We start from the raw sequence: 23,538 nt of genomic DNA on the forward strand, positions 1-23,538 counted from the left end.
GATCGGCTCGATGACCGTTTCCGGCTGCTGACCAGCGGGAGCCGGACCGTTCTGCCGCGCCAGCAGACGCTGCGCGCGGTCGTCGACTGGTCCTGGGAGCTGCTCGACGCGTCCGAACGCGCGGTACTGCGCCGGCTGTCGGTCTTCGCGGGCGGCTGTGGACTGACGGCCGCCGAGGCGGTCTGCGCGGACAACCCGAATGACTCGGACAACCCGAACGACTCGGCCGGTACGGCCACCCCTGAAGCCCCGGACACCCCGGATGCCCAGGCCACCCCTGAAGCCCCGGTCGCCGCAGAGGTCACACACGTCGTCGCGTCCCAGGACGTCGCCCGGCTCCTCGGCTCCCTCATCGACAAGTCCCTCGTCGTCGCCGCCCCCGGGCCCGACGGCGACATGCGCTACCGGCTGCTGGAAACGGTCGCCGAGTACACCGCGGAGCGGCTCGACCAGGCAGGTGACCGGGACGCCGCCGAGCGCCGCCACCTCGTGTGCTACCGGGAGCTGGCCCGTACCACCGACCCCGTACTGCGCGGCCCCGGCCAGCACGCCGCGATCGCCCTCTTCCAGCTGGAGTACGAGAATCTGCGCACCGCGCTGCGCCGCGCCGTCGCCGCCCGCGACGAACAGGAGGCGCTCTGTCTCGTCCTCTCCCTCGGCTGGCTCTGGCAGATGCTCGATCTGCGCGCCGACGCCCGTCACTGGGCGGAGGCCGCCTCGGCTCTCGGACCCGACCCGTTCGCCCCGCCCGTGGAGCCGGCCCCCGCCCTCCCGGAGCGGTGCACGGACGCACCACCGCCCATGGCCCCCGAACTGCTCAAGGAGGCCAGGCGCCAGGTGCGGCTGATCGGGATCGTCAGCATGAATCACGACGCGGAGAACTGGGCCACGCCCGAACGGCTCGCGTGGCTGCGCAAGGTCGCCGACGCCTACCGGCCGGGGCTTCCGCAGACCTGCCGGTTCCCCGGCTCGCTGTGGGTCTTCGCGTACATGCTCAGCGGCGATCCGCAGGGGCTGAGACGGGTCGTGGACGAGACCGTACGGGCATGCGAGAGGCTGGGATACGACTGGGAGCTGGCCAGCGCGCTGCACATACGGGCCAATATCTTCTCGAACCGCGGTGACCGGGCCGGGGACGCGACCCGGGACACCGACCGCAGCCTGGAGATCTTCCAGCGGCTCGGCGACGCCTGGGGCATCGCCGAGGCGCTGTCCGCGCGGGGCGAGGCCAGGGAGAGGGCAGGGGAATACCGCCTCGCCGCCGACGACTACCGGGCCGCCATCGGCCACGCCGAAAGGCTCGGCGCGCAGAGCCAGGCCGCGCTGTTGCGTTCCCGGCTGGCGGCGACCATGTTCGAGACCGGCCAGGGCGAGGAGGGCGAGCGCATCCTCCGCGAGGTGCTGGCCGAGGGGCGCGACACCTGGCACGAGGCGCAGCCCGCGGCCCGGCTCTTTCTCGCGCTCTGGCTGGGCCGTACCGGACGCGGGGACGAGGCGCGGGAAGAACTCAACCACCTGCTCGACGTGTTCCGCTCCGAGACGCTGGCCACCTTCGAGGGGTTCGTCCAGGGGGTCTTCGCCTGGCTGGACTGCGCGGACGGCCGCTACGCCACGGCGCTGGAGGCGGCCCGCGCGGCCGTGGAGGCGGCACTCACCCCGCTTTCGCTGATGGTCGCCCCCGAGATGGCCGCGGTCCATCTGGTGACGGTCGCCTGGGCGCTGGGCGGTCTGGCCGCCGAAGCGGGCGACCGGGAGCGCGGCCGGGACGCGGCACGGCTGATCGGCGCGTACGAGGCGCTGTCGCCCGTCGGGCACCACCCCGCGTTCTCGGAGCGGTCCATCAGGAAGGGCGCGCGCGAGACGGTGATGGGTGTGCTCGGTGAGGCCGCGTTCGAGGAGGCACGCGCCGAGGGCGGCGGCCTCACTCTGGAGGAGGCCACCACCCTCGCCGGATGCTGAACCCGTCGTCCGGGACTCGTCGTCGGGGGCCCGTCGTCCGGGATCTGTCCGGTCCCGGACCCGTCGTCGGGGACCCGTCGTCCGGGACCCGTCGTCCGGGATCTGTCCGGTCCCGGACCCGTCGGGGCCCTGACGTCAGGACTTCTTCCGGAACTTGGCCACCGCGAGCGGCGCCGTCACCAGCGTGATCGCCGCCGCCCACCCCAGCGTCATCCACGCCGAGTCCGCGACAGGACCGCCGTTGATCAGGCTCCGCGCCGCGTCCGCGAGATTGGACAGCGGGTTGTAGTCGGTGAACGCCTGGAGCCAGCCGGGCATCGTGGACGGCGGGGCGAAGATCGACGAGCCGAACTGCAAGGGCATCAGAACGAGCATCGCCACGCCCTGGACGGCCTGCGCCGTCTTCATCGTGAGCCCCAGCAATATGAAGATCCACATCAGCGAGGCGCCGAACACCAGGGACAGACCGACCGCTCCGAACAGTTCGAGCACCGACGTCCTGATCTCCATGCCGAGCAGGAAGCCCATGCCGAGCAGGATCGCGGTGGCGACCAGCATCCGGCCGATCTCGACGACGATCTTGGCGATCAGCACCGAGGACCGGGCGATCGGCATCGTACGGAACCGGTCCATGACCCCCTTGCGGAAGTCGTCGTTCACGCCCGTGCCGACGGCCATCGCGATGTTCATGCCCATCATCGCCATCAGGCCGGGGATCACATAGTTCACATACTCCTCGCGGCTGCCGCCGAGGCTCGCGCCCACGGAGCCGCCGAAGACATACACGAACAGCAGCGTGAAGATGATCGGCATCAGCAGGACGTCGAACATCGACTCGGGGTCCTGCTTGATCTGGAGGGCGTTGCGGCGCACCAGCGCGCCGATGTGCCGCAGATTGGCGCGCAGTCCGATCCGGCCCTCGTCGGGGACGGCGGCGGACGACGGCACGGGTGCCTTCTCGGGCGCGGACGTGGGCAGTGTGGTCGTGCTCATGCCGCGACCTCCTCGGGTGTGGTGTCGGACACGGAGGCCGTCTTCTGGCCGGTGATGGCCAGGAACACTTCGTCCAGGCTCGGGAGATGGGTGCCGATATGGGCGATACCGAAGCCGCGTTCGCCCAGCAGGCCGACGACCGCGGTCAGTTGCTCATCGCTCAGGATCGGTACGTACAGCAGGCCCTCGTCCGGGACGGCCTGCGTGCCGGCCAGGCCGTCGAGCCCGGTCTCGGCGATCGCCCGTGCCATCGCGGGGAGCTGCGCCGGGTCCGCGGGCCGGATCTGGAGCGTACGGCCGCCGACCTTCGCCTTCAGTTCGTCCACCTTGCCGTTGGCGATGACCCGGCCGCGGTCGATGACCGTCAGCTCGCTGGCCAGCTGCTCGGCCTCTTCCATGTACTGGGTGGTGAGCAGGACGGTGGACCCCTCCGCGACCATCCGCTGCACCTCGTCCCAGACCTCGTTGCGGGTACGGGGGTCGAGCCCGGTGGTCGGCTCGTCCAGATAGAGCACGGACGGCCGGCCGATCATCGAGGCCGCCAGGTCGAGCCGGCGCCGCATACCGCCGGAGTACTGCATCGCGGCCCGCTTCGCCGCCTCGGTGAGGGAGAAGCGCTCCAGCAGCTCGTCGGCGCGGCGGCGGGCGTCCTTGCGGGACAGATCGAGCAGCCGGCCGATCATGTAGAGGTTCTCCCAGCCGGAGAGCTTCTCGTCGACCGAGGCGTACTGGCCGGTGAGACCGATGGTGCGGCGCAGCTGGCGCGGCTGGCGCAGTACGTCGTACCCGGCGACCCTCGCGGTCCCGGCGTCCGGCTGGACGAGCGTGGAGAGAATACGGACGAGCGTTGTCTTGCCGGCGCCGTTGGGCCCGAGCACACCGAGGACGGTGCCCTCGCGCACATCGAGGTCCACTCCGTCGAGAGCGCGGGTGCCCTGTGGTCCGCCGTAGTGCTTGACCAGCCCCCGTACCTCGACGGCGTTGCCCGTGCGGCTGCCGTTGGGGTTCTTGTCGATTCGAGTCATGACACCAGTGGAGCAGCCGCCACCGACAATCCACCGACAAGCCGCCGACAAGCCGTCGTCGGGAGGCTGTCGGGCCGCCTTCGTGCCGCGCCGCGCGGACAGCCGACAGCCCGCCGACGGGGGAAGATCGGCGGGCTGTCGTCCGTGCGGGCAGTGGCTTCTGGGGCGGTGGGACCCGCCTCCCGGGCCTTGCCTCCCGGGACTCGTCCCCGCCTCTCGTCCCCACGCGGCCCCACCGCGGCCCCGCCTCGCGGAGACGAGCGGAGCCGAGCCGAGCGGAGACGAGCGGAGACGGGACAGGACCTAGTGGAACGTGTGCTCCTCCTGAGGGAACGTTCCTCCGATGACCTCTTCCGCAAACTCCCTCGCCGCGTCCCCGAGCGTCTGCCGGAGATTCGCGTACTGCTTCGTGAAGCGCGGCACCTTCCCTCCGGTGAGCCCGACCATGTCGGTGTGGACGAGTACCTGCGCGTCCGTCTCGGGCCCGGCGCCGATCCCGATGGTCGGGATGTGCAGGATGCGGGTCACCTCGGCGGCCAGCTCGGCGGGGACCAGTTCGAGCACGACCGCGAACGCCCCCGCGTCCTGTACCGCCTTGGCGTCGCGGAGCAGCTGCTGCGCGGCCTCCTCGCCGCGGCCCTGCACCCGGTAGCCGAGGGTGTTGACGGACTGCGGGGTGAGTCCGATGTGTCCCATCACCGGGATGCCGGCCTGTACCAGCAGCTCGATCTGGGTGTGCGAGCGCTCGCCGCCCTCCAGCTTGACCGCGCCCACCCCCGCGTCCTTCACCAGCCGTGTGGCGCTGCGCAGGGCCTGGACCGGCCCTTCCTGGTACGAGCCGAACGGCAGGTCGCCGACGATCAGGGCGCGCTTCGTGCCCCGTACGACGGCCGCGGCGAGCATCGTCATCTCGTCCAGCGTGACGGGCACGGTCGTCTCGTACCCCAGATGGCAGTTCCCCATCGAGTCGCCGACGAGCATGACGGGGATGCCCGCCTCGTCGAACACGGAGGCCGTCATCGCGTCATAGGCGGTGAGCATGGGCCACTTCTCGCCGCGCTCCTTGGCGGCGGTGATGGCATGGACGGTGATGCGCCGGGAACTCGTGCCGCCGTACAGCGCCTTGGGGTCGGCTTCGGGGCGTCCCGCGGGTGACGTCCGCGCAGCCTCGGTCTGAACAGTCATGGCCAAAGGCCCTTTCGTCATCTCGAGGCACCCTGACGGTGTCCCCGGACCGGTTCCATGGTGGCATCCCGGTACCGGTCACGGGAAGAGGGGCCGGGAAGTGGGGGCGTGCGGCGCCTCGTGGGGCCATGCGTCCGTGGCCATGTGTCCCGTGGGCCATGCGTAAAGACTTTCCAATACGAGACGGTCTCGTATCGGAAGTGGTCTAGGGTGTGCGTCATGTCCACACCGTCCGGCGGCGCCGCCGCCGCACCCCGCATACCCGAGTCCCGTGTTCCGGAGGCGGTCCACCGCCGCCGCTGGGCCATCCTCGGCGTTCTGATGTTCAGCCTGCTCATCGTCGTGCTGGACAACTCGATCCTGAACGTGGCGGTCAAGACGATCGCCGCCCCCGAGCCCACCGGTATCGGCGCCACCCAGAGCGAGCTGGAGTGGGCGATCAACTCCTACACGCTCGTCTTCGCAGGGCTGCTCTTCACCTCCGGGCTGCTCGGTGACCGCATCGGCCGCAAGAAGGTGCTCCTCTTCGGCATCGCCGTCTTCGGCCTCGGCTCGGCGCTCGCCGCCCTGTCCGGATCGCCCGCCGAACTCATCGGCTACCGCGCCCTGATGGGCTTCGGCGCCGCCTTCGTGATGCCCGCCACCCTCGCCGTCCTGATGAATGTCTTCGAGCGCGAGGAGCAGCCCAAGGCCATCGGCATCTGGGCGGGCAGCGTGGGCCTCGGCATCGCGATCGGCCCGATCACCGGCGGTCTGCTGCTCGAACACTTCTGGTGGGGCTCCATCTTCCTGGTCAACGTCCCGGTGGCCGTCGTCGCGCTGGTCGCGATGGTGCTGCTGGTCCCGGACTCCAAGGACCCCAGGCCCGGCCGGGTCGACCCGCTGGGCGTCGTCCTCTCCATCGTCGGACTCGTCCTGCTGGTGTACGGCATCATCCGCGGCGGCGAGTTGGCCGACTTCACCGGCGCGAGCGTGCTGGCCCCGCTTCTCGGCGGCGTTGCCGTACTCGCCCTGTTCGTCTGGCACGAGAAGCGCAGCAGCCACCCGTCCATCGACATCTCGTACTTCAGGAAGCCGGCCTTCGCCGCCGCCGTCGCCGCCATCGCGCTGGTCTTCTTCGCGCTGATGGGCGTGACCTTCTTCTCGGCCTTCTACCTCCAGAGCGTGCGCGGCTACAGCGCGCTCCAGTCCGGGCTGCTGATCCTGCCGCTCGCCGCGGCGCAGATGATCTTCGCGCCGCGGGCCCGGCTGGTGGTGGACCGGTTCGGCGCCCGCGCGGTCTGCACGGTCGGCATGCTGCTCGTCGCGGCGGGACTCGCCGCGTTCGCCCTCTTCGGCACGGACACTCCGGTCTGGGTGCTGTGCCTCGTCTTCTTCGTCCAGGGCACCGGAATGGCGCACATCATGCCGCCGGTGACCGTCGCGGTCATGCAGGCGCTGCCCCGGGAGAAGGCCGGCTCCGGCTCGGCCATCAACAACACCTTCCGCCAGGTCGGCGGCGCCCTCGGGATCGCCGTACTGGGCTCGGTGCTCTCCGCGACCTACCGGGGCGGGATCGAGGGACACCTCGGCGCGGTCCCGGCCGCCGCGCGGGACGCGGCGGGGGAGTCGATCGAGGCCACCCTCGGCGTCGCGGAGAAGATGGGTCCTGCGGGCCGGCCGCTGATCAGCTCGGCCTACGACGCGTTCCTCGACGCCATGCATGTCACCGCCCTCGGCTCGGCGGCCGTCGCGCTGATCGGCGCCGTGGTGGTCGCGCTCTTCCTGCCGGGCAGGCCGGAGCCGCGGAAGCTCGCGGGGAGCGAGGAGGCGCCCGAACCCGTGACCGCCGCCCGCGGCTGACGGCGGCGCGGTGCACGCCGTGTCTGTCGTGTACGTCGTGTACGCCATGGGGTGAGACGCCGTGAGGTGAGACGCCGTGTACGAGAATTGGCGCGGCGGAAGCGCGGCGCGGCGTACGCGGCGGCCGAGGGCGGCGAGAGGCGGAGACAGGTGCGGGAGCAGGGCCACGAGAAGGAACACCGGCGCGGCAGGCCACGCAGTGAGGCGGTCGAGCGGGCGATCCTGGAGGCCGTCGTGACCCTGCTGGAGGACGGTGTGCCGCTCGGCACGCTCTCCGTCGAACGTATCGCCCGTACCGCGGGCGTCGGCAAGGCGACCATCTACCGGCGCTGGCACGGCAAGGAGGAGCTCTTCCTCGACGTCCTGCGGGAGATCGAGCCACCGGAACCCGAACTGCCCGGCACATCGGCGCTCGACGATCTCAGGGTCGTGCTGGAGGCGATGCGCCGGCGCGGGCTCGCCCAGCGGTCCTCGGCCATGCTGCACAACGTCGTCGTCGAGATGAAGAGCCAGCCCCAACTCTGGGCGGAGTACCACAGGACGGTCATCGGCCCCCGGCGCGAGATGACGACGGGCCTGATCCGGCGCGGGGTCGCCTCCGGTGAGCTACGGGACGACCTGAGCGTGGAGCTGATGCACGAACTGCTGATCGGCCCGATGCTCATGCGCACCCTGCACCGGCCCGGCGCACCCCTGGAGGAGGACCTCCCCGACCAGATCATCAGCGCCGTGCTCCAGGGGCTGCGCCCGCCCGAATAACGCCGGTGCGCGTCGGGAAACCTTCGGGAGACCGTCGGGAGATGACGCCGCCGCGCGCCGGAAAAGGCCCGGCCCGGCCGTGCGGGATCTGTCACACCCGCCCTGCTTTCGCCCTTGATCGGAACTTCCGGACGCGTACTCTTCGTCTCCGTGCCAGAACGGCTGTCCACGGACGGCGGAGAAAGTGCCCGTACATCGCCTAGGGTCGGGGGCGGGCGTGCACAGCAAGGCAGTGAGGGCAGCGCATATGACGCAGGAGTACACGGCGCATTCGGTGACGGACGGCGGGGAGGAGGACCCTCGCACCGGCTCCCGCGTCAGAACTCTGCTGAACCGATGGCGGGACGACCCGGGAATCTGGCGGCGGGGGATCGTGCTCGCGCTGCTCGCCGTGGTGGTCGCGCTGCTGATGATCTTCCATGCGCAGATGCCCAACAAGATCGGCAACCTGGGCAGTCTCATCGAGACCTTCCTGCCCTGGTTCGGGGTGTTCGTTCCGCTGATCCTCCTGCTGGCGCTGGTACGGCGCTCCGCCACCGCGCTGATCGCCGTGCTGCTGCCCGCCGTGGTGTGGGTCAATCTCTTCGGCGGGCTCCTCACCGACAAGTCGGGCGGCGGCGGTGACCTCATGGTCGCCACCCACAACGTCAACGCGGACAACCCCGATCCGGAGGGCACCGCGCGCAAGCTGGTGGAGTCCGGAGCCGATGTCGTGGCGCTGGAGGAGCTGAAGGCCAGCGCCGTGGAGACCTATGTCAAGGCGCTGGCCGGGACGTACAAGTACCACTCGGTACAGGGCACGGTCGGGCTGTGGAGCAAGCACCCGATGACCGGGGCCGAGCCCGTCGACATCAGGCTGGGCTGGGTCCGGGCCATGCGCGCCACCGTCAACACCCCCGAGGGCCGGGTCGCCGTCTATGTGGCGCATCTCCCCTCCGTACGCGTCAAGCTGAACGCGGGCTTCACCGCCAACCAGCGCGACAAGAGCGCCGACGCGCTGGGCGAGGCCATCGCCCACGAGTCGCTGAGCCGGGTGATCCTGCTCGGCGATCTGAACGGCACGATGAACGACCGGTCGCTCAACGCCGTGACCGCCCAGATGCGCTCGACCCAGGGCGCGGCCGGGCACGGGTACGGCTTCAGCTGGCCGGCGTCGTTCCCGATGGCGCGGATCGACCAGATCATGGTGAAGGGCGTCGAGCCGACCTCGTCCTGGACCCTTCCCGAGACGGACAGCGACCATCTGCCGATCGCGGCGCGGGTGAGACTGCGCTGAGCCCGAGCGCGAGGCCGCGTCGGCCGGAGCCTTGCCGGACGGAGCCTTGCCGGACGGAGCGCTGGGCGCAATCCGGAGTTCATCCGCCGGAATAGAAACCCTGAGAGACTTTGTTCCGTGGGGGTACTTAAGCCCTGCACCCCTGAAGCTCACCACGGAAGGTCTCTTGATGCCCCTCGCCCTGTTCGCCCTGGCCGTCAGCGCTTTCGGCATCGGGACGACAGAGTTCGTGATGATGGGCCTGCTGCCCAATGTCGCGGATGACCTGGGTACGTCCGTGCCGACCGCCGGATATCTGGTCTCGGCCTACGCGATCGGTGTCGTCGTCGGCGCCCCACTGCTCACCGCCCTCGGCTCCCGTATCCCGCGCAAGCGGATGCTGCTCCTGCTCATGGGGCTCTTCGTCCTCGGCAACCTCGGCTCCGCGCTCGCCCCCGGCTTCGGCTGGCTGCTGACGGGCCGCTTCCTCGCCGGGCTGCCGCACGGCGCGTTCTTCGGCGTCGGCGCGGTCGTCGCCGCCCGGCTGGTGCGCGAGGGCCGGCAGGCGCGGGCCGTCGCGACCATGTTCCTGGGCCTGACCGTCGCCAATATCGTCGGCGTCCCCGCGGCCACCCTGCTCGGCCAGAACCTCGGCTGGCGCGCCACCTTCCTGGTGGTGACCGTGATCGGCCTGATCGCGCTCGCGGCGCTCGCCCGGCTCGTCCCGCACATGCCGGTCGAGGCGCACCAGAGCGTGGGCCGGGAGATACGCGCCCTCGGCGACCGCCAGGTGCTGCTCGGCCTCGCGACCGCCGTCTTCGGCTTCGCCGGTGTCTTCGCCGTCTACTCGTACCTGGCCTCGATCACGACCGAGGTGATGGGATTCGGCGAGTCCTCCGTCACGCTGGTCCTCGCGCTCTTCGGCATCGGCATGACGCTGGGCGCGCTGGCGGCCGGGCCGCTGACCGACCGGGCGCTGCGGCCCACCCTGTACGTCTCGCTCGGCACGCTCGCCGTCGTCCTGCTCGCCTTCCGCTTCACGGCGCACATCCAGTGGGCGGCGCTGGTGACGGTCGTGGTGCTGGGCGCGGTCGGGTTCCTGACCACCACCCCGCTCCAGATGCTCGTCATGCAGAAGGCCAGGCACGCCCCCACGATCGCCTCCGCCTCGAACCACTCGGCCTTCAACCTGGCCAACGCTGGGGGCGCCTGGCTCGGCGGCGTGGCGATCGCGGCGGGCTGGGGCTGGCTGTCCCCGACCCTGGTCGGCGCGGTGCTCGCGGTCGTCGGCCTGGCGATCGCGGTGACGGCCGGACTGCTGGACCGGGGCGACAGGAGCGGCCGGGTGCCGGAGGCGTCGCGGGTCGTCGCCTCGGCCACGACGAGGACCGGGGCGACGACGGAACGTGTGGGCTGAGCCCCCGCGGCGCCCGCGTCCGGCGCGCCCCGGATTCCTACGGGCATCGCGTCCGGCGCGCCCCGGGTTCCTACGGGCCCCGCGTCCGATACGACCTGGCTCCCGCTGCTCCCGCCGCTCCCGCGCGCCCGTGTCCGCTACGGCCTGTGCTCGCGCCAGCGGTTCGTGATCGGCAGCCGCCGGTCCTTGCCGAAGCCCTTCGCCGAGATCTTGGTGCCCGGCGGGTACTGGCGCCGCTTGTACTCCGCCGTGTCCACCATCCGCAGCGTCCTGGCGACCAGTTCCGCGTCGAAGCCGGCCGCGATGATCGCGTCCACGCCCTGGTCGCGGTCGACGTACAGCTCCAGGATCCGGTCCAGTACGTCGTAGTCGGGCAGTGAGTCCGTGTCGACCTGGCCGGGGCGCAGCTCGGCGCTCGGCGGCTTGGAGATCGAGGTCTCCGGGATCGGCGGGGTCTGGCCGCGCTCCTCGGCGGCGCGGTTGCGCCAGCGGGCGAGCCGGAAGACGGAGGTCTTGTAGACGTCCTTGATCGGGCCGTACGCGCCGACGGAGTCGCCGTAGAGCGTCGAATAGCCCACGGCCAGCTCGGACTTGTTGCCCGGTGCGAGAACGATGTGCCCCTCCTGGTTGGAGAGGGCCATCAGCATCGTGCCGCGCAGCCGCGACTGGAGGTTCTCCTCCGCGAGCCCGGTCAGCCCCAGCTCGGCCATGTACGCGTCGAACATCGGCTCGATGGGCTGCGTACGGAAGTTGAGCCCGGTACGGCGGGCCAGGTCGGCCGCGTCGTCCCTGGAGTGGCCGGACGAGTACTTCGACGGCATGGAGACGCCGTACACGTTCCGCGCGCCGACCGCGTCACAGGCGATGGCGGCGACGAGCGCGGAGTCGATACCGCCGGAGAGCCCGATCAGTACGGACCGGAAGCCGTTCTTGGCGGCGTACGCGCGCAGGCCCACCACCAGCGCCGAGTACACCTCCTCGTCGTCGTCCAGGCGCTCGGCGTAGCCGCCGGTCAGCTCGGGCTCGTAGGCCGGCAGCGGGTCCTCGGAGAGGATGACCCGGTCGATCCGCAGCCCGTCGTCCACGACCCCGGTGGGTGCGTCCGGCGAGGCGGCCGGCAGATCGAGGTCCAGGACCACGCAGCCCTCGGCGAACTGCGGTGCGCGCGCCACGACTTCGCCGTTCTTGTCCACGACGATCGAGTCACCGTCGAAGACCAGCTCGTCCTGGCCGCCGATCATCGCCAGATACGCGGTGGTGCAGCCGGCCTCCTGGGCGCGCTTGCGCACCAGGTCGAGACGGCTGTCGTCCTTCTCGCGCTCGTACGGCGAGGCGTTGACCGAGAGCAGCAGCCCCGCCTCGGCGGACCGGGCCGCCGGGACCCGGCCGCCGTCCTGCCAGAGGTCCTCGCAGATCGCGAGCGCGATATCGACGCCATGGACCCGGATGACGGGCATGGTGTCGCCCGGCACGAAATACCGGAACTCGTCGAAGACGCCGTAGTTGGGCAGATGGTGCTTGGCGAAGTTGAGGACGACGGCGCCGCGGTGCAGTACGGCGGCGGCGTTGCGCGGGGCGCCCGCGGGCTGGCCGAAGCGCGGCTGGGCCGACTCGGAGCGGTCCAGATAGCCGACGACGACGGGCAGCTCGCCGAAGCCCTCCTCGTCGAGCCGTACCGCGAGCGCGCGCACGGCGGCCCGGGACGCCTCGACGAAGGACGACCGCAGGGCGAGATCCTCGACGGGGTAGCCGGTCAGCGCCATCTCGGGGAACGCGATGACGTGCGCTCCCTGTGCGGCGGCGTGCCGGGTCCAGTGCACGATCGCCTCGGCGTTCGCGGCGAGATCGCCGACGGTCGAGTCGATCTGATTCAGAGCGAGGCGTAGTTGAGGCACGGGACCCAGTGTAATCGTCTGACTGACGCGATGTCCTGGGGTGCGTGTGTGGGGCAGCCCACTCGGCGAGGTCAGCCCACTCGGCGGGGGAGGCCCAGTCGGTGGGGGAGGCGCGCGAGCCGGGGCTCAGCCGTGCGCGTAGACCTGCTCCATCCAGGAGGCGAGCTGTCCGTCGGTGAGGTGCTGGGCCAGGTCGGCCTCGCTGATCATCCCGACGAGACGCTTGTCCTCGATCACCGGCAGCCGGCGTATCTGGTTGCTCTGCATCTCGTACAGCACCTCGTCCACGTCCGCGTCCGCGTCGATCCAGCGCGGGGTGCCGTGCGCCATCTCACCGGCCGTCGTCCGCGCCGGGTCATGGCCCATCGCCACACATCCGACGACGATGTCGCGGTCCGTGAGAATGCCGGTCAGCCGGTCCTCGGCGTCGGCGATGGGGAGCGCGCCCACATCCAGCTCACGCATCAGCTGGGCGGCGCGGTCCAGTGTCTCGTGGGCCGGGATCCACTGGGCCCCGGGGTGCATGATGTCTTTGGCGGTAGTCATGGGTTCCGTCCCTCCTGAGTGCCGTCCACCCCGAGCCAGAACCATCATCGTGCACCCGTTCGAGTGGCGCGACCGCAGAACGCGACCGCGGAAACCGCAGCGACCGCCGCGACCCGCGAGAAGCCGTCGGAACCCGCGAGAGACCGCCACGGCCACGGGAGACCGCTGACGCCGCGCGCTTGACGCCGCGCGGTCCGCGACTGAGCCGGGGCCGCCGGGTCCCGGGGAGCCGGCGGCCCCGCGCGTCAGCCGCCGGTGCGCGGCTTCGCGCCGCGTGCCGCGAGCAGGTCCGCCATCAGCTTCATCTCGGACTGCTGCGCCGCGACCATCCCCTCGGCGAGGTCCTTCTCCGTACCGGGCGCGCACAGCTGTACGCAGCCCTGGGCCATCGCGACCCCGCCCTCGTGGTGGTCGGTCATCAGCTGGAGATAGAGGATCTCGGCGGCCTTGCCACGGGCCTCGCGGAGCCGGTCCAGCTCCGTCTTCGTGGCCATGCCCGGCATCAGCGAGCCGTCGCGCGCCTGATGGCCCGAGGCACCGTGATCCATCGCGCCCATGTCCATGCCGCCGTCACCGTGGTCCATGGCCTTGTCCATGGACATCCAGGCCATCGGCTCACGGCCCGACTCGACCTTCGGCAGCCCCCACATGTCCAGCCAGCCCAGCAGCATCCCGCGCTGGTTCGCCTGGGTGTTGGCGATGTCGTACGCCAGCCGGCGCACCTCCTCGTCGTCCGTGCTGTCCCGCACGATGAACGACATCTCCACCGCCTGCTGGTGGTGGACCGCCATGTCCCGGGCGAAGCCCGCGTCCGCCGAGCCGGTGGCCGGGGTACGGGGCGCGGCGGAGTCGCCGTCGCGCCCGGCCGAGGCCACCGCCGCCGTACCGGCGAAGACCAGCGCCAGGACGACGGCGGTGATCGCCGCCCACTGCGTGCGTGTCACCTTGCGCGCCGGACGGGCCGTGTCGTCGGCCGTGACCGACGGGTCGGGCGCGCTCTCCGCCGTCACTGCGCGCCCATTCCGCCCGTGCAGGCGGCGCCCGGCTCAGGGGTCTGCGTGCCCTGCACGTACTTCGTGAAGAACTGGTCCACGCGCGGGTCCGTGGCGCTGTCCACCGTGACCTGCTTGCCCCACGCGCTCAGCATGAGGGCGCCCGCCTGGTTCTTCACCGGGCTCATCAGCGTGTAAGGGGTGTTCTCCACCTTCTCGCTCAGCGCCTTCACATCGGCTTCGGCGGCCTTGTCGTTGTACGTGACCCAGACCGCGCCGTGCTCCAGCGAGTGCACCGCGTTCACGTCCGGGACCGGCTCCTTGTAGACGTCCCCGTCGCAGTTCACCCAGATCTGGTTGTGGTCACCGCCCACGGGCGGGGTCATCGGGTACGTGACCGCCTCGGCGACATGGTTGCGGCCGAGCTTCTTGGCGTCCCAGGACTTCTCGTCCTTCACGGGCGCCTTGGCCGCAGCCTGTTCCTGCTCCTTCTTGTCCGACTCCTTGTTGAGGAGGTAGGCGCCGCCGGCGATGAGGGAGACCACCACGACGGCGCTCGCCGTGATCGTGATGATGCGGCTGCGCCGCTCGCGGGCCCGCTCGGCGCGGCGCATCTCCTCTATTCGGGCCTTGCGCTCGGCGGACTGGGACTTGGAAGCCATGATGTGTGTCCTTCTGCGATGACTGATGACTGCGGAACGGAACGTGGACGACTGCGTGAGCACGGAACGTGGTTCGGGACATTCGGAACCCGGTGCGGGGGCCGGACCGGCGAGATCCGGACGACAGGCCCTACGTCCGCAGTACTTGAAGGACGTGGAGGTCCGGGGCGCGGGCGAGCGCTCCGGAGCGGGGCACCCGGCCGGTGGGGTACGGCGGTTCGAGGTGCGAGGGCTGGACATCGCCGGCGAGCGGGGTGGCCGGCGGCGGGACGGTGAGCACGGCCGGGCTCTGACGCGGGAAGAGCCCGCAGTCACCCTTGTCGTACGGGCAGGTGTAACGGGCCTCGGCCTCGGCCCGGTCGCGGACCGTGGTCCCGGTGGCCGGGCCGTACGCGGTGCCGCCCGGCACCGCCGCCGGACCGTCCGGGTGGTGGACCCCGGTCCCGTCCGGCTCGGGACCCAGACAGATGAAGAGCGCGGCGAGCAGCGTCGCCACGGCACTCAGCAGCGCCGTGGGACGCGTGACGCGTATGTGGCCCGCCCGCGATCCCCCCATGGGCGCAGATCGTAGTGCGTACACCCCCGCCGGCAGCAGTGAGGAGCCGGTTCCGGTTCTCCTCCGGGACCCCAGACGGTACGAACCGGGCACCGCCGGGGTACAAAGAGGCATGGCCGAGGACCCGCAGCCGCATCGACAACCCCGCCCCCACCCGGAGCCGCCGGCGCGCGACCCCGGGGGCGGGGCCGATGTGGACGCGGTGACGCACGCCGTGCTGACCGCCTCCCGGCTCCTGGTGAAGGTGTCGGCGCGGTCCCTGGCGGCCGTCGCGGAACCGGTCACCCTGCCGCAGTACCGGCTGCTCGCGGTCCTCGCCGCCCACGGCGACGCCAAACTGGTCGATATCGCCGAACGGCTCGGGGTGAACCCGTCGACGGCCATGCGGATGCTCGACCGGCTGATCGTCGCGGGCCTGGCGACCCGGCAGAGCAATCCGTGCAACCGCCGCGAGACGATGCTGCGGCTGACCCCCGAGGGCCGCGCGCTCGTCGACCGGGTCACCGCCGTACGCCACCGGGAGATCTCGGCGATCGTCGAGCGGCTGACCCCCGAGCAGCGTAAGGCCCTGGTCGGCGCACTCGCCGCGTTCACCGCGGCGGGCGGGGAGGCGGCGGTCCCGGGCGAGGACACGGAGCCGTACCCCCTGGGCTGGTCGGACACCCCCGCCCGGCACAGCGGTGGCTGACAGGCGCCAAAGTCGATCTTCCGCACCGATCTCCCGCACAATGGATTGCGGCCGCCTGTTTCATGGGCATCGGACGAGCAGGCACTATGGGCGGCAAGCCCGTACACACGCACGACGCGATGTGTTGGACGGGGGTTCGCAACGCGCCGGAAATCGTGTGGTGGGATGCTCGGGTGCCCCGGCGTGCCCCGCGGCATGGGAGCAGGTGGCCTGACCAGCAAGGATGGGTAGGACGGCTAATATGGACAAGCAGCAGGAATTCGTGCTCCGAACGCTCGAAGAGCGCGACATCCGCTTCGTACGCCTGTGGTTCACCGACGTGCTCGGCTTCCTGAAGTCGGTCGCCGTCGCGCCCGCCGAGCTGGAGCAGGCTTTCGACGAGGGCATGGGCTTCGACGGATCGGCGATCGAGGGCTTCGCCCGCGTGTACGAATCCGACATGATCGCCAAGCCCGACCCGGGCACGTTCCAGATACTGCCCTGGCGCGCGGAGGCTCCCGGCACGGCCCGGATGTTCTGCGACATCCTGATGCCCGACGGCTCGCCGTCCTTCGCGGATCCGCGCTATGTGCTCAAGCGGATCCTCGCCAGGACCTCGGATCTGGGCTTCACCTTCTACACCCACCCCGAGATCGAGTTCTTCCTGCTGAAGGACAAGCCGGTCGACGGCACGCGCCCCACGCCCGCCGACAGCTCCGGCTACTTCGACCACACCCCGCAGAACGTCGGCATGGACTTCCGGCGCCAGGCGATCACGATGCTCGAATCCATGGGCATCTCGGTGGAGTTCAGCCACCACGAGGGCGCCCCCGGCCAGCAGGAGATCGATCTGCGGTACGCGGACGCGCTCTCCACCGCCGACAACATCATGACGTTCCGCCTGGTCATGAAGCAGGTCGCGCTGGAGCAGGGCGTGCAGGCGACCTTCATGCCGAAGCCGTTCTCCGAATACCCGGGCTCGGGCATGCACACCCATCTCTCCCTCTTCGAGGGGGACCGGAACGCCTTCTACGAGTCGGGCGCCGAGTACCAGCTCTCCAAGGTCGGCCGGTCCTTCATCGCCGGGCTGCTGAAGCACGCGGCGGAGATCTCGGCCGTCACCAACCAGTGGGTCAACTCGTACAAGCGCATCTGGGGCGGCTCCAGCCGCACCGCGGGCTCGGGCGGCGAGGCGCCCTCGTACATCTGCTGGGGCCACAACAACCGCTCCGCGCTGATCCGCGTCCCGATGTACAAGCCGGGCAAGACCGGATCGGCACGGGTCGAGGTCCGCTCCATCGACTCGGGAGCCAACCCCTATCTGACGTACGCGGTGCTGCTCGCCGCGGGCCTCAAGGGCATCGAGGAGGGCTACGAACTCCCGGCGGGCGCCGACGACGACGTATGGGCCCTCTCGGACGCGGAGCGCCGCGCGATGGGCATCGAGCCGCTGCCGCAGAACCTGGGCGAGGCGATCTCCCTGATGGAGCGCAGCGAACTGGTCGCGGAGACGCTCGGCGAGCATGTCTTCGACTTCTTCCTGCGCAACAAGAAGCAGGAGTGGGAGGAGTACCGCTCCGAGGTGACGGCCTTCGAGCTGAAGAAGAACCTGCCGGTGCTGTAGTACGTGGTGCGGTAGCGCCTCAGGCGTGATCCGGTCCGGGCCGGCGGGGTTGTCGTACCGCCGGCCCGGACCGGTCCCCGGACCAGTCCCCGGGCCGGGCGGCGGTCAGAACCGCCAGCGCGTCTGGCTGTAGGGGGCCTTCCCGAAGCCGAAGGCCGTGCGGGGCGCGACCTCGAAGACCAGGGCCACATTGCCCTCGCCGCCCGTGAACCCGCCGTCCTGTACGTCGAAGTGCCACTCCGCACCGTATTTCGCCTCCCACAGCGTGGCGAGCACGGTCAGCCGGGACGCGTCGGTCACCCGGACCGCCGTGCCCTCGACCACCAGGTCACAGCCGCCGTGGAGGGCGTTCACACCGGTCGTGAGCACGACCTCCGGGTTCCGGGCGAGGTTCATGGCCTTCCGCTCGGCCGCGCCGGTGCAGAAGTGCAGCGCGCCGTCCGCCCAGACGGCCGGCAGCGGGGTGACATGCGGGCGGCCGTCGGGCCGTACGGTCGACAGCCAGAACAGCTCGGCCCCGGCGAGCAGGCCCTCGGCCTCCGTCCAGGCGATGGCGGCGGCCTCCGGCTCGCCGTAACGGGTGTCCAGCTCCGTGCGGGGTTGTGTGAGCGCCATGGTGCGGTCCTCTCGTGGTGTCGTACGACAGCTGTACAGAGGGACCGGCGGCGCGAGCGGGACTCATCGGTCTTCCACCGGGACCTGGGTCTAGGCTCGTTTCCTGAGCTTTGGTCGGACGGGGTCGTGGACAGGAGACGGCGAACATGGCGCTGCCGGGACGCAGGAGCAGTACTTTCACCCGCCTGCTGCGGCACGGCTTCACCGATCCCTCCGCCGCCGAGCGGCTGCTCGACGCCCCCGCGATGTCACTCGTACGGTCCGATCCGATGCTCCTCGACGCGCTCGGCGCCACCGCGGACCCCGATCTCGCGCTGCGCGGGCTCGTCAGGCTGGCGGAGGCGCAGCGGCCCGGGGAACTGCGGGTGCTGCTGGACACCGTGGTGACGGCGAAGCCGCTGCGGGACCGGCTGCTCGGGGTGCTCGGCTCGTCGGAGGCGCTCGGGGACCATCTGGTCAGGCACCCCGGGGACTGGCACGTGCTGGTCACCTACGAACTGGCCGATCTGCACCCCGGCGTCGAGGAGTTCGAGCGCGGACTCGCCGAGGCGACCGATCCGGTCTCGCTGCGGGTCGCCTACCGCCGCTGTCTGCTGGCCATAGCCGCCAGGGATGTCTGCGGGACGGCGGACTTCGCCCAGACCGCCGCCGAACTGGCCGACCTGGCGACCGCGACCCTGCGCGCCGCCCTCGCGATCGCCAAGGCGGCGGCGCCCGAGGACGCCGCGCTGTGCCGGCTCGCGGTGATCGCGATGGGCAAGTGCGGCGGCCATGAGCTGAACTACGTCTCGGACGTGGACGTGATCTTCGTCGGCGAGCCGGCCGACGGGGTGGGCGGCGCCGCCGAGGGCATCGACGAGGGCAAGGCCATCCAGGCGGCGACCCGGCTGGCGTCCCATCTGATGCGGATCTGCTCCGAGTCGACCGTCGAGGGCTCCATCTGGCCGGTCGACGCGAATCTGCGCCCCGAAGGCCGCAACGGGCCGCTCGTACGGACGCTGAGCAGCCATCTCGCGTACTACCAGCGCTGGGCCAAGACCTGGGAGTTCCAGGCGCTGCTGAAGGCCCGCCCCGTGGCGGGCGACCCGATGCTCGGCGCCCAGTACATCGAGGCGGTCTCCCCGCTGGTGTGGCAGGCGGCCGAGCGCGAGCACTTCGTCTCCGACGTGCAGAAGATGCGCCGCCGGGTTGTCGACAACATCCCGCCGGGCCAGGTGGAGCGGGAGCTGAAGCTCGGTCCCGGCGGGCTGCGGGACGTCGAGTTCGCCGTACAGCTCCTCCAACTGGTCCACGGCCGCAGCGACTCCTCGCTGCACAGCGGCTCGACCCTCGAAGCGCTGGCCGCGCTGGCGGCGGGCGGCTATGTGGGCCGGGCGGACGCGGCGCAGCTGGACGAGGCGTACCGCTTCCTGCGCGCCATGGAGCACCGCATCCAGCTCTACCGGCTGCGCCGTACGCATCTGGTGCCCGAGGACGAGGCGGATCTGCGCCGTCTCGGCCGCTCGCTCGGACTGCGCGGCGATCCCGTCGCCGAGCTGAACCGGACCTGGAGGCGGCACGCCTCGGTCGTGCGGCGGCTGCACGAGAAGCTGTTCTACCGGCCGCTGCTCGACGCGGTCGCCCAGCTCGCGCCCGGCGAGATCCGGCTCAGTCCGCGGGCGGCCCGGCAGCGGCTCGAAGCGCTCGGTTACGCCGATCCGGCCGCCGCGCTGCGGCATCTGGAGGCGCTGTCGTCCGGGGTGAGCCGCAAGGCGGCGATCCAGCGGACGCTGCTGCCGGTGCTGCTCGGCTGGTTCGCGGACTCCGCCGACCCCGACGCCGGGCTGCTCGGCTTCCGCAAGGTGTCGGACGCGCTCGGCAAGACCCCCTGGTATCTGCGGCTGCTGCGCGACGAGGGGGCCGCGGCGGAGAATCTCGCGCGGGTGCTCTCGGCCGGCCGGCTCGCGCCCGATCTGCTGCTCCGCGCGCCCGAGGCGGTGGCCATCCTCGGCGACCCCCACGGGCTCGCCCCGCGCGGCCGTGAACCGCTGGAGCAGGAGGTTCTGGCGGCGGTCGGGCGCGCGGAGACGGCGGAGGGCGCGGTCGCGACGGCCCGTGGGATGCGCAGGCGCGAGCTGTTCCGTACGACCGCGGCGGACATCATCGGCTCGTACGGTACGGAGGAAAGTCCCGCGGAGGAGGACCCGGGGGCGCTGGTCGACCGGGTGGGCAACGCGGTCACCGATCTGAACGCGGCGACCCTCGCGGGCGCCCTGCGCGCCGTCGTACGCGAGCGGTGGGGCGACACCCTGCCCACCCGCTTCGCTGTCATCGGCATGGGACGGTTCGGCGGCCACGAGCTGAGTTACGGCTCCGACGCGGATGTGCTCTTCGTCCATGAGCCGCGCGAGGGCGTCAGCGAGCACGAGGCGGCGCGCGCCGCGAACGAGGTGGTCGCCGAGATGCGGCGGCTGCTCCAAGTCCCCACCTCCGACCCGCCGCTGCTGATCGACGCGGATCTGCGGCCGGAGGGCAAGAGCGGCCCGATGGTCCGTACGCTCGCCTCCTACGCCGCGTACTACCGGCGCTGGGCGCTGGTCTGGGAGAGCCAGGCGCTGCTGCGCGCGGAGCCGATGGCGGGCGACGCCGATCTGGGCCGCCGGTTCATCGAACTCGTCGATCCGCTGCGGTATCCGGCGGAGGGCCTGGGCGAGGACGCGGTACGGGAGATCCGCAAGCTCAAGGCGCGGATGGAGACGGAACGACTGCCGCGCGGCGCCGATCCGACGCTCCACACCAAGCTGGGCCGGGGAGGGCTCTCCGATGTCGAATGGACGGTCCAGCTGCTCCAGATGCGGCACGGCTGGGTGGAGCCCGGTCTGCGCACCACCCGTACCCGGGAGGCCCTGGCGGCGGCCTGCGCGGCGGACCTGCTGCCGGCGGAGGACGCGCGGATCCTGGACGAGGCGTGGGTGCTGGCGACCCGGGTCCGAAACGGCGTGATGCTGGTCAGGGGCAGGCCGGGCGACACGTTCCCGTCGGACGGGCGGGAACTGGGCGCGATGGGCCGCTACCTGGGGTACGGACCGGGGCACGTGGGCGACATGCTGGACGACTACCGCCGTACGACGCGCAGGGCGCGCGCGGTGGTGGAGGAGCTGTTCTACGGGGCGGCCAGCTGAGCCCGTGGGCTCTTCCGGGCCCGTACCGCCGCCTCAGGCGGTACGGGGGCGGCGCTGTCGCCGTGGCCGGTCGTCGCCGACATGGCGGGGCAGCCGGTACGGCGGCGAGCCGTACCAGGCGTACGAGACCGCGATGCCGAACGCCAGGCAGAGCATGCCGCCCACCGCGTCCAGCCAGAAGTGGTTCGCGGTGGCGACGATCACGAGCAGTGTGAGCGTCGGATAGAGCAGCCCGAGGATCTTCGCCCAGGGCGCCGAGGCGAGCGCGAAGATGGTCAGCCCGCACCACAGCGACCAGCCGATATGCATCGACGGCATCGCCGCGTACTGGTTCGACATGTGCTTGAGGTCGCCGGAGGCCATCGAGCCCCAGGTCTCGTGGCGCAGCACGGTGTCGATGAAGTCCTGCCCGTTCATCAGCCGCGGCGGCGCCAGCGGATACAGGTAGTAACCGAGCAACGCGACCGCCGTGGTGGCGAACAGCACCAGCCGGGCGGCGGCGTAGCGGCCCGGATGGCGCCGGAAGAGCCAGACGAGCACCCCGATCGTGACGATGAAGTGCAGCGTCGCGTAGTAGTAGTTCATGCCGACGATCAGCCACGTCACCGAATTCATCGCGTGGTTGATGGTCTGCTCGACCGCGATGCCCAGGGACTTCTCCGTCTCCCAGATCCAGTCGGCGTTCCGCAGGGCCTTGGCCTTCTGCTCCGGGACCGCGTTGCGGATCAGGGAGTACGTCCAGTAACTCACCGCGATCAGCAGGATTTCGAACCAGATGCGCGGACGACGCGGTGCTCTGAGGCGCTGGAGCCAGGTGCGGTCCTCGGCCGTGTCCGTGGCCACCGCCGCCTCGCCGCTCGCGCCCGCGACCGCCTCCTCTTCAGGGATGGGTGACGGGTTCGCCGTACGGCCGCGCAGGCCTTCCTGTGTCTTCACGGTCGATTCACCCATAGCGAGAGAGTCTGCCAGATTCCCGTTCCCGACCGATCATCCCCCGGACGGGTTCGGGCCGCATTCGCTACACCTCAAGGACGACTCCGCGGCACGCCTCAAGCACGACTCCGCGGCCCTGATATTCCCTGAGGTCCGGGGGCCGGACCGGAGGCGGTTGAACCGCGTACCACCAGCTCCGGCATGAAGACGAATTCGCTGTGCGGGGCGGGCGTACCGCCGATCTCCTCCAGGAGCGTACGGACCGCCGCCTGGCCCATCGAGGGCACCGGCTTGCGGATCGTCGTCAGCGGCGGATCCGTGAAGGCTATGAGGGGCGAGTCGTCGAAACCCACCACCGACAGGTCCCGGGGTACGTCGAGACCGAGCCGCCGCGCCGCCCTGATCGCGCCGAGGGCCATCATGTCGCTCGCGCACACCACCGCCGTACAGCCGCGTTCGATCAGCGCGGAGGCCGCCGCCTGGCCGCCCTCCAGAGTGAACAGCGACTGCTGGATCAGTTCGTCCGCCTCTTCGGAGGAGAGCCCCAGCAACTCCTGGACGGTGGCGCGGAAGCCCTCGATCTTGCGGAGGACCGGCACGAAGCGCCGGGGGCCGACGGCGAGCCCGATCCGCTGGTGGCCGAGCGAGACGAGATGGGTGACCGCGAGCCGCATGGCCGCCCGGTCGTCGGGCGAGATGAAGGGCGCCTGGACCTTCGGCGAGAAACCGTCCACGAGGACGAACGGCACGCCCTGGGCGCGCAGCTTCTCGTAGCGCCGCATGTCGGCGGAGGTGTCGGCGTGCAGCCCGGAGACGAAGATGATGCCGGAGACGTCCCGTTCGACGAGCATCTCCGTCAGCTCGTCCTCGGTGGAGCCGCCGGGGGTCTGGGTCGCCAGCACCGGTGTGTAGCCCTGCCGGGTCAGCGCCTGGCCGATGACCTGCGCCAGGGCCGGGAAGATCGGGTTCTCCAGCTCGGGGGTGATCAGTCCGACGAGCCCGGCGCTGCGCCTGCGCAGCCGTACGGGACGTTCGTAACCGAGGACGTCGAGCGCGGCGAGTACGGACTCGCGGGTGGTCGCGGCAACCCCGGGTTTGCCGTTCAGAACACGGCTGACCGTCGCTTCGCTGACCCCCGCCTGAGTTGCGATATCGGCAAGCCGTGCGGTCATGTCAGTGGACTGTACCGGGCGTATGTCGGATTGCCCACCGTGCCCGGGGGCAGGTGGTCGCGGCAAGCCCTTGCAAGATCTTGCGAAGACTTCCCGCCGTGCTGCCAGGGGAGGCGTGCGATCCGGCCGGGACCGGCACTGACCTGCGGAGGCCACCCCTGCCAGCACATGTGGGTTCCCGTCAAGAGGTTGGCCGGCAATCGACAGGACACATGCCGGTAACGATCGGTCGTCCTTGCAGAAATATTCCGCAAGGTCTTTCGGCCATCTTGCAAGGCTG

Annotated in this window: 18 protein-coding genes and 1 pseudogene; 8 read left to right on the forward strand and 11 right to left on the reverse strand. The window is 70.9% G+C overall.

Annotation, left to right across the window (positions count from 1 at the left end; all coding sequences use genetic code 11):
- Positions 1 to 1,959: pseudogene (locus CU044_RS39915) on the forward strand (AfsR family transcriptional regulator); the annotation flags it as partial.
- A 135-nt stretch (positions 1,960 to 2,094) separates the two neighbouring features.
- Here the strand turns inward: CU044_RS39915 and CU044_RS36030 are convergent.
- The 3 genes from CU044_RS36030 to panB all read right to left on the reverse strand — a co-directional run bounded on the left by CU044_RS36030 (position 2,095) and on the right by panB (position 5,162).
- Positions 2,095 to 2,952: an ABC transporter permease gene (locus CU044_RS36030; RefSeq protein ID WP_129772992.1), complete on the reverse strand. Its 858-nt coding sequence runs from the start codon at positions 2,950 to 2,952 to the stop codon at positions 2,095 to 2,097.
- Entirely contained in the window at positions 2,949 to 3,977 is a 1,029-nt protein-coding gene (locus CU044_RS36035) for an ATP-binding cassette domain-containing protein (RefSeq protein WP_129772994.1), read from the reverse strand. Before CU044_RS36035 ends, CU044_RS36030 begins: the two co-directional genes overlap by 4 nt.
- A gap of 303 nt (positions 3,978 to 4,280) precedes the next feature.
- Positions 4,281 to 5,162, reverse strand: a complete 882-nt coding sequence (panB, locus tag CU044_RS36040) for a 3-methyl-2-oxobutanoate hydroxymethyltransferase (protein WP_129772996.1) — start codon at positions 5,160 to 5,162, stop codon at positions 4,281 to 4,283.
- A gap of 219 nt (positions 5,163 to 5,381) precedes the next feature.
- Between panB and CU044_RS36045 the strand changes: the two genes are divergently transcribed.
- From CU044_RS36045 to CU044_RS36060, 4 genes are all read left to right on the forward strand, one after another.
- Positions 5,382 to 7,004, forward strand: a complete 1,623-nt coding sequence (locus CU044_RS36045; protein ID WP_129772997.1) for an MFS transporter — start codon at positions 5,382 to 5,384, stop codon at positions 7,002 to 7,004.
- A gap of 150 nt (positions 7,005 to 7,154) precedes the next feature.
- Positions 7,155 to 7,763 carry a TetR/AcrR family transcriptional regulator gene (locus CU044_RS36050; protein WP_129772999.1) on the forward strand — a complete coding sequence of 203 codons (609 nt, stop codon included), beginning with the start codon at positions 7,155 to 7,157 and terminating at the stop codon, positions 7,761 to 7,763.
- A gap of 247 nt (positions 7,764 to 8,010) precedes the next feature.
- Positions 8,011 to 9,039, forward strand: coding sequence for an endonuclease/exonuclease/phosphatase family protein (locus tag CU044_RS36055; RefSeq protein WP_129773001.1), 1,029 nt, complete (start codon positions 8,011 to 8,013; stop codon positions 9,037 to 9,039).
- Positions 9,040 to 9,208: 169 nt separating this feature from the next.
- Complete coding sequence (locus CU044_RS36060; protein ID WP_129773002.1) at positions 9,209 to 10,435, forward strand: MFS transporter; 1,227 nt, start codon at positions 9,209 to 9,211, stop codon at positions 10,433 to 10,435.
- Between the two features lie 137 nt (positions 10,436 to 10,572).
- Here the strand turns inward: CU044_RS36060 and CU044_RS36065 are convergent, their stop codons facing one another.
- The 5 genes from CU044_RS36065 to CU044_RS36085 form a co-directional block, all read right to left on the reverse strand.
- Positions 10,573 to 12,330 carry an NAD+ synthase gene (locus CU044_RS36065; RefSeq protein WP_193564158.1) on the reverse strand — a complete coding sequence of 586 codons (1,758 nt, stop codon included), beginning with the start codon at positions 12,328 to 12,330 and terminating at the stop codon, positions 10,573 to 10,575.
- A gap of 126 nt (positions 12,331 to 12,456) precedes the next feature.
- On the reverse strand, positions 12,457 to 12,876 hold the full coding sequence (locus CU044_RS36070; protein WP_129773005.1) for a CBS domain-containing protein: 420 nt from the start codon (positions 12,874 to 12,876) through the stop codon (positions 12,457 to 12,459).
- A gap of 245 nt (positions 12,877 to 13,121) precedes the next feature.
- Positions 13,122 to 13,820 carry a DUF305 domain-containing protein gene (locus tag CU044_RS36075; RefSeq protein WP_129773085.1) on the reverse strand — a complete coding sequence of 233 codons (699 nt, stop codon included), beginning with the start codon at positions 13,818 to 13,820 and terminating at the stop codon, positions 13,122 to 13,124.
- A gap of 62 nt (positions 13,821 to 13,882) precedes the next feature.
- Positions 13,883 to 14,530, reverse strand: a complete 648-nt coding sequence (locus CU044_RS36080) for a DUF3105 domain-containing protein (protein ID WP_193564159.1) — start codon at positions 14,528 to 14,530, stop codon at positions 13,883 to 13,885.
- Between the two features lie 130 nt (positions 14,531 to 14,660).
- Positions 14,661 to 15,086, reverse strand: a complete 426-nt coding sequence (locus CU044_RS36085) for a hypothetical protein (protein WP_129773007.1) — start codon at positions 15,084 to 15,086, stop codon at positions 14,661 to 14,663.
- Positions 15,087 to 15,198: 112 nt separating this feature from the next.
- Here CU044_RS36085 and CU044_RS36090 point away from each other — a divergent pair, with 112 nt between their 5' ends.
- Positions 15,199 to 15,774 carry a MarR family transcriptional regulator gene (locus CU044_RS36090; protein WP_129773009.1) on the forward strand — a complete coding sequence of 192 codons (576 nt, stop codon included), beginning with the start codon at positions 15,199 to 15,201 and terminating at the stop codon, positions 15,772 to 15,774.
- Between the two features lie 241 nt (positions 15,775 to 16,015).
- A complete protein-coding gene (glnA, locus tag CU044_RS36095; RefSeq protein WP_129773011.1) occupies positions 16,016 to 17,377 on the forward strand; it encodes a type I glutamate--ammonia ligase in 1,362 nt (453 codons plus the stop codon).
- A gap of 105 nt (positions 17,378 to 17,482) precedes the next feature.
- On the opposite strand, the gene CU044_RS36100 is transcribed toward glnA, so the two are convergent.
- A complete protein-coding gene (locus tag CU044_RS36100) occupies positions 17,483 to 17,992 on the reverse strand; it encodes a pyridoxamine 5'-phosphate oxidase family protein (protein WP_129773013.1) in 510 nt (169 codons plus the stop codon).
- A gap of 146 nt (positions 17,993 to 18,138) precedes the next feature.
- On the opposite strand from CU044_RS36100, the gene CU044_RS36105 reads away from it, so the two are divergent.
- Complete coding sequence (locus CU044_RS36105) at positions 18,139 to 21,153, forward strand: bifunctional [glutamine synthetase] adenylyltransferase/[glutamine synthetase]-adenylyl-L-tyrosine phosphorylase (protein ID WP_129773015.1); 3,015 nt, start codon at positions 18,139 to 18,141, stop codon at positions 21,151 to 21,153.
- A gap of 33 nt (positions 21,154 to 21,186) precedes the next feature.
- Here the strand turns inward: CU044_RS36105 and CU044_RS36110 are convergent, their stop codons facing one another.
- Together CU044_RS36110 and CU044_RS36115 are read right to left on the reverse strand one after the other, a co-directional pair.
- On the reverse strand, positions 21,187 to 22,104 hold the full coding sequence (locus CU044_RS36110) for a phosphatase PAP2 family protein (protein ID WP_129773017.1): 918 nt from the start codon (positions 22,102 to 22,104) through the stop codon (positions 21,187 to 21,189).
- Positions 22,105 to 22,202: 98 nt separating this feature from the next.
- Positions 22,203 to 23,258, reverse strand: a complete 1,056-nt coding sequence (locus CU044_RS36115; protein WP_129773019.1) for a LacI family DNA-binding transcriptional regulator — start codon at positions 23,256 to 23,258, stop codon at positions 22,203 to 22,205.
- Between the last annotated feature and the right edge of the window lie 280 nt (positions 23,259 to 23,538).

The sequence above is a fragment of the Streptomyces sp. L-9-10 genome (genome assembly GCF_004151105.1).
Lineage (GTDB): Bacteria > Actinomycetota > Actinomycetes > Streptomycetales > Streptomycetaceae > Streptomyces.

What these genes read in the sequence shown, in the direction of transcription:
- CU044_RS36080 (WP_193564159.1), bottom strand. Translation starts at nt 14,530, where the DNA reads ATGGCTTCCAAGTCCCAGTCCGCCGAGCGCAAGGCCCGAATAGAGGAG.
- panB (WP_129772996.1), bottom strand. Translation starts at nt 5,162, where the DNA reads ATGACTGTTCAGACCGAGGCTGCGCGGACGTCACCCGCGGGACGCCCC.
- CU044_RS36100 (WP_129773013.1), bottom strand. Translation starts at nt 17,992, where the DNA reads ATGGCGCTCACACAACCCCGCACGGAGCTGGACACCCGTTACGGCGAG.
- CU044_RS36060 (WP_129773002.1), top strand. Translation starts at nt 9,209, where the DNA reads ATGCCCCTCGCCCTGTTCGCCCTGGCCGTCAGCGCTTTCGGCATCGGG.
- glnA (WP_129773011.1), top strand. Translation starts at nt 16,016, where the DNA reads ATGGACAAGCAGCAGGAATTCGTGCTCCGAACGCTCGAAGAGCGCGAC.
- CU044_RS36090 (WP_129773009.1), top strand. Translation starts at nt 15,199, where the DNA reads ATGGCCGAGGACCCGCAGCCGCATCGACAACCCCGCCCCCACCCGGAG.
- CU044_RS36115 (WP_129773019.1), bottom strand. Translation starts at nt 23,258, where the DNA reads ATGACCGCACGGCTTGCCGATATCGCAACTCAGGCGGGGGTCAGCGAA.
- CU044_RS36030 (WP_129772992.1), bottom strand. Translation starts at nt 2,952, where the DNA reads ATGAGCACGACCACACTGCCCACGTCCGCGCCCGAGAAGGCACCCGTG.
- CU044_RS36055 (WP_129773001.1), top strand. Translation starts at nt 8,011, where the DNA reads ATGACGCAGGAGTACACGGCGCATTCGGTGACGGACGGCGGGGAGGAG.
- CU044_RS36085 (WP_129773007.1), bottom strand. Translation starts at nt 15,086, where the DNA reads ATGGGGGGATCGCGGGCGGGCCACATACGCGTCACGCGTCCCACGGCG.
- CU044_RS36105 (WP_129773015.1), top strand. Translation starts at nt 18,139, where the DNA reads ATGGCGCTGCCGGGACGCAGGAGCAGTACTTTCACCCGCCTGCTGCGG.
- CU044_RS36110 (WP_129773017.1), bottom strand. Translation starts at nt 22,104, where the DNA reads ATGGGTGAATCGACCGTGAAGACACAGGAAGGCCTGCGCGGCCGTACG.
- CU044_RS36035 (WP_129772994.1), bottom strand. Translation starts at nt 3,977, where the DNA reads ATGACTCGAATCGACAAGAACCCCAACGGCAGCCGCACGGGCAACGCC.
- CU044_RS36045 (WP_129772997.1), top strand. Translation starts at nt 5,382, where the DNA reads ATGTCCACACCGTCCGGCGGCGCCGCCGCCGCACCCCGCATACCCGAG.
- CU044_RS36070 (WP_129773005.1), bottom strand. Translation starts at nt 12,876, where the DNA reads ATGACTACCGCCAAAGACATCATGCACCCCGGGGCCCAGTGGATCCCG.